The 13,591-nt window shown below is 58.1% G+C and carries 12 protein-coding genes; 1 reads left to right on the forward strand and 11 read right to left on the reverse strand.

What is annotated here, in order from left to right:
• Positions 1–33 precede the first annotated feature (33 nt).
• Positions 34–825 carry a cupin domain-containing protein gene (locus HUO12_RS05200; RefSeq protein WP_176272582.1) on the forward strand — a complete coding sequence of 264 codons (792 nt, stop codon included), beginning with the start codon at positions 34–36 and terminating at the stop codon, positions 823–825.
• A 23-nt stretch (positions 826–848) separates the two neighbouring features.
• Here the strand turns inward: HUO12_RS05200 and HUO12_RS05205 are convergent, their stop codons facing one another.
• The 11 genes from HUO12_RS05205 to gor all read right to left on the reverse strand — a co-directional run bounded on the left by HUO12_RS05205 (position 849) and on the right by gor (position 13,520).
• On the reverse strand, positions 849–2,885 hold the full coding sequence (locus HUO12_RS05205) for an acetyl-CoA carboxylase biotin carboxylase subunit (RefSeq protein WP_176272583.1): 2,037 nt from the start codon (positions 2,883–2,885) through the stop codon (positions 849–851).
• A gap of 115 nt (positions 2,886–3,000) precedes the next feature.
• On the reverse strand, positions 3,001–3,453 hold the full coding sequence (locus HUO12_RS05210; RefSeq protein ID WP_176272584.1) for a hypothetical protein: 453 nt from the start codon (positions 3,451–3,453) through the stop codon (positions 3,001–3,003).
• 128 nt (positions 3,454–3,581) lie between these two features.
• On the reverse strand, positions 3,582–4,874 hold the full coding sequence (locus HUO12_RS05215; protein WP_176272585.1) for an O-acetylhomoserine aminocarboxypropyltransferase: 1,293 nt from the start codon (positions 4,872–4,874) through the stop codon (positions 3,582–3,584).
• Positions 4,871–5,662 carry a heme-dependent oxidative N-demethylase family protein gene (locus HUO12_RS05220; protein ID WP_176272586.1) on the reverse strand — a complete coding sequence of 264 codons (792 nt, stop codon included), beginning with the start codon at positions 5,660–5,662 and terminating at the stop codon, positions 4,871–4,873. Before HUO12_RS05220 ends, HUO12_RS05215 begins: the two co-directional genes overlap by 4 nt.
• A gap of 275 nt (positions 5,663–5,937) precedes the next feature.
• Positions 5,938–6,318 (reverse strand): hypothetical protein, encoded by a 381-nt coding sequence (locus HUO12_RS05225; RefSeq protein ID WP_176272587.1) that lies wholly within the window; start codon positions 6,316–6,318, stop codon positions 5,938–5,940.
• The gene (gene scpA, locus HUO12_RS05230; RefSeq protein ID WP_176272588.1) at positions 6,315–8,564 is read right to left on the reverse strand and encodes a methylmalonyl-CoA mutase; all 2,250 of its coding nucleotides are present in this window, start codon (positions 8,562–8,564) and stop codon (positions 6,315–6,317) included. The genes HUO12_RS05225 and scpA overlap by 4 nt, the downstream gene beginning before the upstream one ends.
• Before the next feature lie 108 nt (positions 8,565–8,672).
• A complete protein-coding gene (gene mce / locus HUO12_RS05235) occupies positions 8,673–9,107 on the reverse strand; it encodes a methylmalonyl-CoA epimerase (RefSeq protein WP_176272589.1) in 435 nt (144 codons plus the stop codon).
• On the reverse strand, positions 9,104–9,448 hold the full coding sequence (locus HUO12_RS05240) for a hypothetical protein (RefSeq protein WP_176272590.1): 345 nt from the start codon (positions 9,446–9,448) through the stop codon (positions 9,104–9,106). The genes mce and HUO12_RS05240 overlap by 4 nt, the downstream gene beginning before the upstream one ends.
• The gene (locus HUO12_RS05245; protein WP_176272591.1) at positions 9,445–10,977 is read right to left on the reverse strand and encodes an acyl-CoA carboxylase subunit beta; all 1,533 of its coding nucleotides are present in this window, start codon (positions 10,975–10,977) and stop codon (positions 9,445–9,447) included. The genes HUO12_RS05240 and HUO12_RS05245 overlap by 4 nt, the downstream gene beginning before the upstream one ends.
• Before the next feature lie 117 nt (positions 10,978–11,094).
• Entirely contained in the window at positions 11,095–12,120 is a 1,026-nt protein-coding gene (locus HUO12_RS05250; RefSeq protein ID WP_176272592.1) for an NAD-dependent epimerase/dehydratase family protein, read from the reverse strand.
• A gap of 53 nt (positions 12,121–12,173) precedes the next feature.
• The gene (gor, locus tag HUO12_RS05255) at positions 12,174–13,520 is read right to left on the reverse strand and encodes a glutathione-disulfide reductase (protein WP_176272593.1); all 1,347 of its coding nucleotides are present in this window, start codon (positions 13,518–13,520) and stop codon (positions 12,174–12,176) included.
• Positions 13,521–13,591 lie beyond the last annotated feature (71 nt).

Genomic DNA, 13,591 nt, shown 5'->3' on the forward strand with positions numbered 1-13,591 from the left:
TGACCATCACACCCCTAAGAAAGGACTGACTTGATGGCAAATTCCCTCGCCTTACTCGCGCTCGCACAGGCTGCAACGTTGACAGTATCAACCCCAGCTCTCGCACAGAAATGGCAGAATATCGAACCCGAAGCGGCCGTGACGCATCGCGCTACGCTGGAGCGATTTGTAGCGGACTATTCCAAGGACCCCATGGCGGAACCTGTGCGGTTTGGTCTCGAGGTCGAAGGACACCGCTTCCATGTTGAGCCGGTCGAAGATGGCTTTGAACTGCGCAATGGCTTTGGCGGGCATGAGCTATTCTATTTCACTATGAGCCGCGAAACGCTCAACCTGCTCGATCAAGGCGTGTGGAATGGCCTTACGGCTATGGCAGCGGCAACGTCCGCGGATATTACACCGCTCGATGTCTTGCATACCGAAGGTTTCGAAGAACCGGTCGACTACACTGAAATCACCCGCAGGCTGATAGGCCATTTCTGGTCGCGCGGGCTTCCCGAAGTGACCAATTTCGGCATCGCGCATGCGCGGGTTGTCCACGGTGCGCCGGCCACCGCACTCTACTATGACAAGGACTTCCGCAGCGCCGTCTATGAAATTCCGGCAGGCCTGGGCCGCGAGCAAGCACCCACCATGCAAGTGCCCTTCCCGCGCATGATCATCCTCATCAAAGGCGCTGCCGAAGGCGAGATGAACGGCAATCCCTTCACTGCCAAGGCAGGACAAATGCTGTTCTCACCACCCAACATCCCTGTCACATTTTGGAATGCTAGCGATGAAGAGCCAATGTCCTTCGTCTGGCTGATGTGGGGCGATGGCGCCTGAGCGATATTGTAATGGTCCTGGAGCTATTCGAGCTCCAGGATCACCGCATCGACAGCAAGGCTATCGCCTTCGGCCGCATTGACCTTGGTCACAACCGTCTGCTTTTCAGCGCGCAGGATGTTTTCCATCTTCATTGCTTCAACCGTTGCGAGCGGTTGTCCGGGCTGGACTTCATCGCCTTCGCCGACATGCAGCTTCACGAGCAAGCCCGGCATCGGACAAATGAGCATCTTGGAAAGGTCCGGCGGCTCTTTCTCGATCATGTGTCCGGCGAGATGTGCAATGCGCCGAGGCAGGATTCGCAGCTCATGGCTGGCCCCTCGCGTGGTGATGACATAGCCGGTGCGGGTAGGCGCAAGCTGGATCGTCATCGCTTCGCCTTCGAGCTCGACGTCCACCATCACATCGCCGGGGGTGTAATCGAAGCTGACGTCCACTGCTTGACCGTCAACCAGAATGGCCTCTTCAACAATCTGCACTTCGTAATGCTTCGCGGTTTCCTCGGTCGCCCCGAGCCGCACCGCCCAATCGCCTGGCGCGTACATCTCGCCTGCTAGCTGTTGATCAACGCGGCGCGCACGGTCGGCATCTGCAGTGGCGATCACTCCGCCAATCGCGGCAAGCCCGCGTCTGAGTTCAGCGGAGGCTGCCGCGCCATCAAACCCTTCGGGATATTCCTCCGCGATAAAGCCTGTCGTCAGTTCGCCTGAGCGAAAGCGCGGATGCTGCATGATAGCGCTGAGGAAATCGACATTGTGGCCCAATCCCCTGATGCGGAATGCATCGAGCGCTTTCACTTGAAGATCTGCTGCCTCATCGCGTGTTTTGCCCCACGTGATCAACTTTGCGATCATCGGATCGTAATAGATCGAGACCTCGCCACCTTCGTAAACACCATCGTCGACGCGAACGCCGTCTACGCCGCGGCGGCCATTGGCCGCTCCATCATCGGTCCAGCCCTCGATTGTCGGCTGGTATTCAACCAGGCGCCCGGTTGATGGCAGGAAACCGCGATAGGGGTCCTCTGCATAGACGCGGTTTTCGATCGACCAGCCATCGATCCCGATATCGTCCTGTGTCAGTTCAAGCTTCTCACCCGCTGCAACGCGGATCATCTGCTCGACCAGATCAACGCCGGTGATGGCTTCTGTCACCGGATGTTCGACCTGCAGTCGCGTGTTCATTTCAAGGAAGTAGAAGGATTCTCCGGTCTTGTCGGCGCCCGACACGATCAGCTCCACAGTGCCAGCCGAGTGATAGTCAACCGCTTGTGACAGCGCGACGCATTGTTCGCCCATAGCCTTGCGCATCTTTGGTGTTACGAATGGCGAAGGCGCTTCCTCGACAACTTTCTGATGGCGACGCTGGATCGAGCATTCGCGCTCGTTCAGATAGAGCACATTGCCGTGCTTATCGCCGAGGATCTGGATCTCGATATGGCGCGGGTCTTCAATGAATTTCTCGATGAAGACGCGGTCATCGCCGAAGGAGTTGAGCCCCTCGCGCTTGGTGGCTTCAAACCCCTCGCGAACGTCGGTTTCGGAATAAGCGAGCCGCATGCCTTTGCCCCCGCCACCGGCGCTGGCTTTCATCATCACCGGATAGCCGATGTCATTGCTGATTTCGACCGCGTGGTCGGTGTCCTTGATCTCGCCAACAAAGCCGGGGACGACATTCACGCCTGCTTTCTTCGCGAGCTTCTTGGACTCGATCTTGTCGCCCATCGCGGCAATCGCGCCAGCAGGCGGGCCGATGAATGCGATATTCTCTTTTTCAAGCGCTTCGACAAAGCTCGCACGCTCTGACAGAAAGCCATAACCGGGATGCACAGCCTCCGCCCCGGTCTGTTTGCAGGCTTCGATAATCTTGTCCGCGATCAGATAGCTTTCCGCTGCAGGCGCCGGACCAATATGCACCGCTTCATCCGCCATCTTCACAAACGGCGCGCGTGCATCAGCATCGGAGTAGACCGCAACCGTCGCGATACCCATACGGCGGGCGGTCTTGATCACACGGCAAGCGATTTCACCGCGATTGGCGATCAGGATCTTGGAAAACAAATCGGGCCTCCGAAAGTGGCTAAAGCGCTATTGCCTATGCCGCTCTCGGAGGCCCCGATCAAGTGACCATACAGCTATCCCTGTTCGACAGCCGGACAAGTTGCTTTCCTTTGCGTCATTCAGCCTTTGGTGGATGGTCGATATGTCCGATGTGACGTTCCTCGACTGCAATCAGCGACTGGAACTCGGCATGGATTTCCTTGGCCTTTTCCTCGCCGCCAACTTGCTTGGCAAACTCCACATCCCACGGATCAGGTTCGCCAGTCGGCTGATAAGCCATGCTCTGAATGCCGTCTTTCATCTTGAAAGCGACGATTGAATTCCATTCGCCGGTGTTCATGTGGAGATCGATCACGTCATCGCTGCCCAGCGCCGCATCGACTTTCTCATACATGTCGATGATCTCGTGCGCGCGATCGCCTTTGCCGTGCTTCCACTTGATCATGCTGATGCGATACCAAGTAACCTCCGCCAGCTTTCGCTCGGCCTTCTCGTGATCGTCCGCGATCGCTGGAGCAGCAGTCAAGGTCAGGCCGAAAGCGGCCGTTGCCAGCAGAAATTTACGCATAGTGTTAGTCCCCCTGTCTTGAGTGTTCACTCGCGACCCGGTGCGACCCCTTGCGTAACAAATCGAAGGCTAGACCTGCTTGGCGGCTAATGCATTGTAAGTTCGCGACACCTTGTAGAAACGCGCCATCAAGCCAAAGCAGCAAGCGCCTGAGCCAGATCAGCCTTGATGTCGTCAATATGCTCGATCCCGACAGAAACGCGCACCACATCCAGGCCAGCGCCAGCGGATGCGAGCTCCTCTTCTGACAGCTGGCTATGCGTCGTCGATGCCGGATGGATGATCAGCGAACGCGTATCACCAATATTCGCCAAGTGGCTGAACAGGTTGACTTTTGATACAAGCTTCACACCCGCATCATATCCATCCTTGAGGCCAAAAGTGAACACTGCGCCGCCATGCCCGCCGAGATATTTCTGCGCGAGCGCGTTGTAGGGATCATCGCTCAGGCCAGCATAGCTTACCCACGCGACTTGCGGTTGCTCCTTAAGCCATTCGGCCAGCACCATTGCATTGGCGCAATGCTTTTCCATCCGCAGATGCAGCGTTTCCATACCAGTGAGCGCAAGGAAAGCATTCATCGGCGCCATGGCTGGGCCAAGGTCGCGCAGGCCAAGGACCCGGCACCCGATGATGAACGCTATCGGGCCGATTGGCTCCAGCGCATCGGCCAGCACTGCACCATGATAGGAACCATTGGGCTGCGTCAGGGAAGGGTATTTGTCGCCTTGCGCTTTCCAGTCGAAATTGCCGCTATCGACGATCATACCGCCAATTGCATTGCCATGGCCGTTGAGGAATTTGGTGGTCGAATGCACCACGATATCTGCACCATGTTCGAACGGACGGCACAGCGCTGGCGTTGCCATGGTGTTGTCGACGATCAGCGGAACGCCGCCCGCATGCGCTGCTTCGGCAATCGCCTGGATATCGCTGACCACACCGCCGGGGTTCGCAAGGCTTTCGATAAATACGACGCGCGTCTTGTCATCCATGGCAGCAGCGACATTCGCCGGGTCATCCGCATCGACAAAGCGGGTTTCCCATCCAAATTTCTTGAATGCCTCGCCCATCTGGTTGAGCGATCCGCCATAGAGCTTCTTCGCCGCCACGATGTTGCAGCCGGGCTCCATTAGCGTGTGGAACGCGATCAGCTGCGCGGCGTGACCGGACGCCACACCCAGCGCCCCGACGCCCCCTTCGAGCGCGGCGATCTTCTTCTCCAGCGCATCGTTGGTGGGGTTCATGATGCGGGTGTAGATGTTCCCGAATTCCTTCAGCGAGAACAGGTTCGCCGCGTGCTCCGCATCGTTGAACACGTAACTCGCGGTCTGATAAATCGGGGTGATCCGCGCATTGGTCGCAGGATCAGGCTCGCAGCCAGCATGGACGGTGAGAGTTTCGGGGCGAAGGTCAGTCATCTGGCGGTCCTCTCGTGATAGCGTAGCAAGGCGACAGCATAGTGCGGCGCGCCGCGGCGGTCACCCTCCCCAGCGAGGAGATTTTCGATTGCGCTGGCAAGCATGGCTTGGTTCGCCTGCGACAGCTCGCCATAGGGCGTGACGTAAACGCCGATGCCGAACAGGATTGCGCCCGCTTCAGGCAAGCGTCGCAAGGTCTGGCGTTCAGATCGCACGAACAGGGATTCGCCAGCATTGTCTGAGGTAACGTGGGCAAAGGCCTGTTCGGGCGGCTTGTCAGCGATCCACTTTCGCTCTCCGGTCGGCGCGATGAACCAGTTGCAGCGGCCATAGATCGCGCCTGCTTTCAGCGTTGCCATGAACCGATCGACGCCGGTTGCAAGCTGCTCTTCATAGCCGGCGATAGGCGCATGGAGCGCGCGCAAGGGCAGCCCGATCTTGTCCTTGGGATGCCAGTCAGTCGGCCAGGCCACCGCGGCACCGACCAAGCGGTATTGGTCATCACCGGGCGTCTGTGTGAGCAAGCACATGTCTTCGTGATGGGCTTTCGCGGCTTCCATGAGACCGCCCTCGATACCCAGCATGCTCGCGAGTTCCGCACCGGGCACTTCGCCTTCCGGAGTAAGCTGAACGCCTTCAGGATAATCCGCAAAGCCTGCTTCGCGCGCGGCCAGATCAGGCTCGGGCTGCAACCACTCGTCTTCTGAAAGCTTGGTAAGCCCCATCCGCAATTGCCCACCGCCCCGAGCTTTGGGCAGCAATGCATCAACGGAGAATCCGAAGGTCATTTTTACGCAGTCAATCGCGACTGACTAGCCAAGCGGCAGCAATCGCAACCACCAGCGATACAATTGGGACGGTAGGGAACAGGTTCTCCTGTATCCATGAGCGATCACCGCACTGGTATTCTGGAAGATGGCAATGGTCAGTGGCGTTCATCCAAATGGCCACCAAATTCACGAATGTCAGGATAGCTCCAAGGACGAAACAGCCCAGCCTTCTGGGCTTCCGTTCGGAATAGGTCACTGCGCTGCCTCGCGGCTCCAGTCGGTGCGGGTTCGGGTCAAAGAAGTGTCTCGAGAAGAAATACCGAGAGGAAGGCGCCGATGCCCATGCCGAAGCCAGTTGATGCCAGCTTTCGGTAGATCGTTATTTTTCTTGCCCGCTTTTCTCCCGAGGCCCTCTCTTCCGCAAGCTCGACCATTCCGGAGAAGGCCCCGATACCTCCCAATGCTAGCAGTCCCACAATTACTGCCAGCGCCAAAGGTTTCATACTGACAATATCTTCAGACACGATCGTCATGATCCCGCCCAGACTGACCAGTGTCAAAGTGGTCATGTGCTTGAATAAATCATAGGTGTTGTCATCGGATGACTGTCTGAAGATTGTCTCGGCTTCGCTTTGCTGCGGAGCGCTCTCTTCTGGATTGACGATTTTTTTCACGCGCTCATGGTCTCCATATCCTCGTCAGCTGGCGGCATGTTATGACCTAGCAGCGTCAAGATGTCTGCTGCGCATTCGACCACGTTGGAGCCGGGACCATAGATGCCCTGCACCCCTGCCTCGCGCAGGAAGTCATAATCCGTTGCCGGGATCACCCCGCCTGCGGTCACCTTGATATCTGGCCGACCTGCGTCGCGGAGGATCGAGATCAGCTCCGGGATCAGTGTCTTGTGGCCAGCGGCGAGCGAGCTTGCGCCGACAACATCGACCTGTTTCTGCAAGGCAAGCGCAGCCGCTTCCTTCGGCGTCTGGAACAGCGGTCCTGAGATCACTTCAAAGCCCATGTCAGAGAAAGCACTCGCGATCACATTTGCGCCGCGATCATGCCCATCCTGCCCCATCTTGGCGACAAGGATACGCGGCTTGCGCTCCAGCCGCCGTGCGACGGCTTCGACGCCATCGGTCACTTGCTTCCAGCGCCGGTCAAACTCGTAAGCGGTCTTGTAGACCCCGCTCACCGGCTTGGGCGTGGCGTCATGACGGCCGAAGACTTCCTCCATGGCGGAAGAGATTTCGCCCAGTGTTGCATCATGGCGCGCGGCCTCGACCGCGCGGGCGAGCAGGTTCGTCTCGCCAGCCTTGCGCAGCTCTTCCAACTTTGACGGCGGGAGCGGAATGCCGTTTTCATCGCGGCCCGTTGCAAGCGCTTCATTGACCGCGCTGCCATCAGCGGCTGCCGCTTCGCGCAGAGCCGCAAGCGCTGACTGACAGGCTTCCTCGTCGCGCCCGACCTTGACCTCTGCAATGCGCGCGATCTGCCCTTCGCGCACCTTGTGGTTGTCAATGTCGAGCGTCTCGATCGGGTCTTCCTTGTCCTTGCGGTACTTATTGACCCCGACGATCACTGTCTCGCCTTTGTCCACCGCAGTCTGCTTTTCTGCCGCCGCGCGCTCGATTGCCGCCTTGGGCGCGCCGGTATCGACATAGGCGGTCATGCCGCCGGCTTCATCGACTTCGGCGATCAGTTTCTCCGCTTCTTCGACCAAAGTCGCTGTCAAAGCCTCAATGTAATGCGATCCGCCCAGCGGATCGACCACGTTGCAGATGCCGCTCTCTTCCTGAAGGACCAATTGCGTGTTGCGCGCAATGCGGGCGGAAAAATCGGTCGGCAAAGCAATCGCTTCATCGAGCGCATTGGTGTGGAGCGACTGCGTCCCGCCCAATGTCGCGGCCATGGCTTCCACCGTCGTTCGGATGACGTTGTTATAGGGGTCCTGCTCCTGCAAGCTCACGCCGCTCGTCTGGCAGTGCGTGCGCAGCATCTTTGAACGCTCTGACTTCGCGCCGAGATCGTCCATCACGCGGTACCACAGCGTGCGCGCGGCGCGCAGCTTGGCGATCTCCATGAAGAAGTTCATGCCGATGCCGAAGAAGAAGGACAGGCGCCCCGCAAAGGCATCGATATCGAGACCCGTCGCCATCGCGCGCTTTGCGTATTCCTTGCCGTCCGCAATGGTGAAGGCAAGCTCCTGTACCGCTGTCGCGCCCGCCTCGTGCATGTGATAGCCCGAAATCGAAATGCTGTTGAATTTCGGCATGTTGGCGCTGGTATATGCGATAATGTCCGAAATGATCCGCATGCTCGGCTCAGGCGGATAGATGTACGTGTTGCGGACCATGAATTCTTTGAGAATGTCGTTCTGAATGGTCCCGGAAAGCTTCTCGACCGGCACGCCCTGCCGCTCGCCTGCGACGATGAAGAACGCCATCACCGGGATCACTGCCCCGTTCATGGTCATAGAGACGCTCATCTGGTCGAGCGGTATCTGGTCGAACAGGATCTCCATGTCCTTGACCGTGTCGATGGCAACGCCTGCCTTGCCGACATCGCCGACCACGCGCGGGTGATCGGAATCGTAACCACGGTGCGTGGCGAGATCGAAAGCGACCGACAGACCCTTCTGGCCCGCCGCGAGATTCCGGCGATAGAAAGCGTTCGATTCCTCCGCGGTGGAGAAGCCCGCATATTGGCGGATCGTCCACGGGCGACCCGCATACATGCTCGCCTTCACCCCGCGGGTGAACGGCGCAAAACCGGGGAGACCCGGATCGAAATCCGCATGATCCTCTGCGGTATAGAGCGGCTTGATCGCGAAACCCTCTGGCGTGTTCCAGGTGAGGTCGCGGCCCTTGGACTCCTTGTCCGCCAGCGCTTTCCAATCTTCGGGGGTTGGTGTGTCGGTCATAATTCTATTCTACCTCAATTCGTCATCCCCGCGAAGGCGGGGACCCAGCGCGGAGCCACCTCGGCAGCATTCTGGGTTCCCGCCTTCGCGGGAATGACAAACAAGCAATCAATGCCCTTCCTTGGGCGTTTCCAATATCTCAGTCAGTATACCGCCCATATCCTTGGGATGGACGAAGAAAATGGGGGTGCCATGCGCGCCGATGCGGGTCGGGCCGAGCACGCGCTTGCCTTGCGATTCGAATTCCGCACGCGCGGCTTCGATATCCGACACTTCAAAGCAAACGTGATGCTGCCCGCCGGACGGGTTCTTGGCAAGGAATGCACTGACAGCGGTCTCGTCATTCAGCGGCTGGATCAGCTCCATCTGAGTCCCGTCCATGCCCGAGTGGGTCGGCGTATCGACGAAGATGATGTTGAGCCCGTCTTGCGGCACATCCGCAGTGTGGAAGCTCGTCGCGCCCATGACATCGCGCCAGAACGCGACCGCTTCGTCCATGTCCGGCACGACAACGCCGATGTGATTGAGTCTACCGAGTTTCATTTCTTGCCCTCCGCGAGCAATTGAGTTTGATCAGGCATCAGAATCAGCGACAGCACACCAACAACCGCGAAAGCAACTCCCACCAGGAAATACAAAACCTTCTCCCAAGGCTGATACGAGTCAGGCAGTTTTCGCACTGCAAGGAGACCCTTACCGGCGACTAATATGCAAACAGCCCCTTGAACGCCCAAGGCCCATGTTGGCATGGGAATGAAAAAGAACTCGAATATCTCGCTTTCCGCGCGGACCTTCCAGAGTCGGAACGCAAATTCCACCGCAATGTACAGACTGATTGCCCACAGGAGGCCTTTCTCACCTCGGTTGTCGGTTTCTTCGCTCACAGCGGAATGTTGTCATGCTTCTTCCACGGGTTCTCGAGCTGCTTGGTGCGCAGCTTGCGAAGCCCCAAGGCAATCCGTTTGCGGGTCGAGTGCGGGTAGATCACCTCGTCGATATAGCCGCGCTGCGCTGCCACAAACGGGTTCGCAAAGCGGTCCTCATATTCCTTGGTTTTCTCCGCGATCTTGTCCGGATCGTCGCGATCCTGCCGGAAGATGATCTCCACCGCGCCCTTCGCCCCCATCACCGCGATCTCAGCCGTCGGCCAGGCGTAGTTGAGGTCCCCGCGAAGGTGCTTTGACGCCATCACGTCATACGCGCCGCCATAGGCCTTGCGGGTAATGACAGTGATCTTGGGCACAGTCGCTTCGGCATAGGCAAACAGCAGCTTTGCGCCGTGCTTGATGATGCCGTTATGCTCCTGATCGGTGCCGGGCAGGAAGCCGGGCACATCGACGAAGGTCAAGATCGGAATCTCGAACGCATCGCAGAAACGCACGAAGCGCGCGGCTTTCTTCGAGGAGTTGATGTCGAGCACACCGGCAAGCACCATTGGCTGGTTCGCGACCACGCCAACCGTGCGCCCCTCGATCCGCCCGAAACCGCAGATTATATTCCCTGCATGCGCTGGCTGGACTTCGAAGAAATCGCCTTCGTCCAATGTCTTACGAATGACTTCGTGCATGTCGTAGGGCTGGTTCGCATTGTCGGGTATGAGCGTGTCCAGGCTCTCTTCCATGCGGTCCCACGGGTCGCTGGTCGGACGCTCCGGCACAGGCTCGCGATTGGAGAGCGGCAGGAAGTCGAAGAAAGCGCGCGTCGCCATCAGCGCTTCGATGTCGTTCTCGAAAGCGATATCCGCAACGCTGGTCTTAGTCGTGTGCGTGACCGCCCCGCCCAGCTCTTCCTGCGTCACGGTTTCGTTGGTGACAGTCTTCACCACGTCAGGGCCCGTTACGAACATGTAGGAGCTGTCCTTCACCATGAAGATGAAGTCGGTCATGGCTGGGGAGTACACCGCCCCGCCCGCGCATGGCCCCATGATCACGCTGATCTGCGGGACGACACCCGATGCGAGCACGTTCTGCTGGAACACCTCGGCATATCCGCCCAGCGATGCGACGCCTTCCTGAATACGCGCGCCGCCGCTGTCGTTGAGACCGATCACCGGAGCGCCGACCTTCATCGCGGTTTCCATCACCTTGCAGATTTTCTCCGCATGGCGTTTCGAGAGCGAACCACCAAACACGGTGAAATCCTGGCTGAAAACATAGACCAATCGGCCATTGATCGTGCCGGAGCCAGTGACTACGCCATCGCCTGGAATCTTCTGGTCCTGCATGCCGAAATCGACGCAGTCATGCTCGACATAGGCATCAAGCTCTTCGAAGCTGCCTTCGTCGAGCAGCACGTCCAGCCGTTCGCGCGCGGTCAGCTTGCCCTTGGCGTGCTGCGCGTCGATCCGCGTTTGTCCGCCACCCATCTTAGCAGCTTCGCGGCGGTGTTCCATTTCAGCGATATTTGCGGACATTGAGGCCCCTAATTCTGTGACAACGTATGCGCATAAGCGCCTAGCCAGCGTTAGGCCGTAGCGTCAATGTCACAATCCGCTCTGACGAGGCGAAACCTGCGATTATTCGAAGACCGGTCAGAGCTTGACCGCGCCGACTTCAATCAGGCTTTTGGCGCAGTCGACGATGGATTCCGCCTCATCGCGAGTTTTCCAGCCGAGCCGCTTTTCCGCATGGCTCGCATCGACATTGCGGCGTTTGCCAAGCTCGCTTTTGATCGAGCGGACGCCGGAATTGAAGATACTGAGTATGCCTACCATCCAGTTTGGCATCCGCTTGGTCGGCACTTTCCTGGTGTGTTCGGCAGGCAAACGTGCCTTCAAGATCTCAGCGATTTCGAGCATGTTGTAGAACTTGCCCGCGGCAAGGAAACGCTCGCCAGCAAGTCCGGGCTCTTCCAGACATTTAACGTGCAATTCCGCACAATCGCGCGTGTCGACTATTGCAAAGCCCAAGTCAGGAGCCATTGGGACCGAGCCATCGAGCAATTGCTTGACCGCTTCAACTGAAGGACTGAAATCGGGATCATCGACCGGGCCGAGCACCATGGACGGATTGACGGAAACAAATTCCATATCGCCGCCTTCTGAATCCATCCAGTCGCGGGCTGCGCGTTCCGCGATGGTCTTGGATTTCACGTAAGGATAAACGTCCGGATGCGTAATGTCCGTCCAGTCACTTTCATCGACTGTGTAGATCTTCTCGTTTCGCCCGTAAGCGACCGCCGCCATCGAGCTTGTCTGGACAAAACGCTGAACGCCAGCGGCCTTTGCAAAACGAAGCGCGCGCAAGGTCCCTTCGCGGGCGGGTACGATCATCTCGTTCTCGTCCTTGGGTGTCGATGCCGCGATCGGCGATGCGACATGGGCACAGTGCGTGCAGCCAGCCATGGCCTCTGCCCAGCCCGCATCATCCATGAGCTCGGCTTCAAATACCTTGAAGCGTTCAGTATCGGGATTGCCAAGACGCTCGCGCAGCATGGCTTCGCCTTTCGCCTTGTTGCGCACGGTCGCACGTACATTCCAGCCGCGCGCCAGCAATTGCCGGATCAATTCGCCTGCGATGTAGCCTGTGCCACCCGTGACAAGCACTGTCGCTGCCATGCCCTCTCTCCTTTTGAAAAGGAGGCTAGGCCGGTCGGTTGCACATGGCAACTTTACTTCATCAGGACGAGTTCTTCCGCCATCGTCGGGTGGATAGCGGTGGTCGCGTCAAAATCCGCCTTGGTAAGCCCGGCTTTCACTGCGATTGCTGCTGCTTGCATCATCTCTGCGGCTTCCGGCGCGATCATGTGGATGCCGACAATCCGATCTGTCGCAGCATCGCAGATCATCTTGAACAGGCTGCGCTCATTACGGCCTGCAAGCACGTTCTTCATCGGCCGGAAGTCCGATTGATAGACCTTGATATTGCCAAGCTTGTTGCGCGCTTCGCCTTCCGTCATGCCGACGGCGGCAATCGGCGGATGACTGAAGACGGCGCTCGGGATGCAGGAATGATCTACCGTGCGCGGATTGTCGCCGAACACAGTGTCCGCAAAAGCATGACCTTCACGGATCGCAACAGGGGTCAGCTGCACGCGGTCAGTCACATCGCCCACGGCATAGATATAATCGACATTGGTCTTCGAGTACGCGTCGACCTGGATGGCTCCGTTTTCGCCGGTTTCAACGCCGACAGTCTCAAGCCCTAGGCCATCAATGTTGGGCACGCGACCGGTTGCAAACATCACCTGATCGACGAGCTGGGGATCTTCGCCGGTCAACTTGACCAGCAGCTTTCCATCATCCTGCTTTTCAATGCTTTCAAAGGTCGTGTTGAACTTGAATTCAATGCCTTTCATCAGGCTGATCTGCAGCAAACGATCGCGCAGAGCCTCGTCATAGCCGCGCAACAATTGATCGCCGCGATTGACCAAGCAAACCTTGCTACCAAACTCATTGAAAATGCCTGCGAACTCGTTCGCGATGTAGCCGCCGCCAGCAATGACAATCTTCTTCGGTACTTCATCCAAATGGAATGCTTCATTGGACGTGATCGCGTGCTCTGCGCCGGGAAAATCCAAGCGATGCGGTCGCGCGCCGGTTGCCACGAGAATATACTTTGCGGTGACGACCTTTCCGCTCGCAAGCGTGATTTCGTGATCGCCGGTAATCTCAGCGCGTTCGTTGAACACTGTTACATCATGGTTGGACAGCGTTTCGCCATAGAGGCCTTCCAATCGGTCGACATCGCCTTGAACGACATCGCGCAGCTTCACCCAATCGAAGCTCTTGCCTTCAACGGTCCAGCCAAAACGCGTGGCGTCCTCCAAGTCCTCCGCAAAATGCGCGCCGTAAACGAGCATCTTTTTCGGCACGCAGCCGCGAATGACGCAAGTGCCGCCCACGCGATATTCTTCAGCGACAGCGACTTTCGCGCCATGCCCTGCAGCTATCCGGCTCGCGCGAACGCCGCCGGATCCTGCACCAATCGTGAAAAGGTCGAAGTCGTAGTCGGCCATGAATGTCAGCTCCTGTTGCGACGCGCGATATGGCGAGCGGTTGCCATAAGAGCAACCGCTCGCGTCGTTTC

Origin of the sequence: Altererythrobacter lutimaris (genome assembly GCF_013371495.1) — a bacterium.
In the GTDB taxonomy this organism is placed as follows: domain Bacteria; phylum Pseudomonadota; class Alphaproteobacteria; order Sphingomonadales; family Sphingomonadaceae; genus Erythrobacter; species Erythrobacter lutimaris_A.

What these genes read in the sequence shown, in the direction of transcription:
- HUO12_RS05200 (WP_176272582.1), top strand. Translation starts at nt 34, where the DNA reads ATGGCAAATTCCCTCGCCTTACTCGCGCTCGCACAGGCTGCAACGTTG.
- HUO12_RS05210 (WP_176272584.1), bottom strand. Translation starts at nt 3,453, where the DNA reads ATGCGTAAATTTCTGCTGGCAACGGCCGCTTTCGGCCTGACCTTGACT.
- HUO12_RS05215 (WP_176272585.1), bottom strand. Translation starts at nt 4,874, where the DNA reads ATGACTGACCTTCGCCCCGAAACTCTCACCGTCCATGCTGGCTGCGAG.
- HUO12_RS05220 (WP_176272586.1), bottom strand. Translation starts at nt 5,662, where the DNA reads ATGACCTTCGGATTCTCCGTTGATGCATTGCTGCCCAAAGCTCGGGGC.
- scpA (WP_176272588.1), bottom strand. Translation starts at nt 8,564, where the DNA reads ATGACCGACACACCAACCCCCGAAGATTGGAAAGCGCTGGCGGACAAG.
- mce (WP_176272589.1), bottom strand. Translation starts at nt 9,107, where the DNA reads ATGAAACTCGGTAGACTCAATCACATCGGCGTTGTCGTGCCGGACATG.
- HUO12_RS05245 (WP_176272591.1), bottom strand. Translation starts at nt 10,977, where the DNA reads ATGTCCGCAAATATCGCTGAAATGGAACACCGCCGCGAAGCTGCTAAG.
- HUO12_RS05250 (WP_176272592.1), bottom strand. Translation starts at nt 12,120, where the DNA reads ATGGCAGCGACAGTGCTTGTCACGGGTGGCACAGGCTACATCGCAGGC.
- gor (WP_176272593.1), bottom strand. Translation starts at nt 13,520, where the DNA reads ATGGCCGACTACGACTTCGACCTTTTCACGATTGGTGCAGGATCCGGC.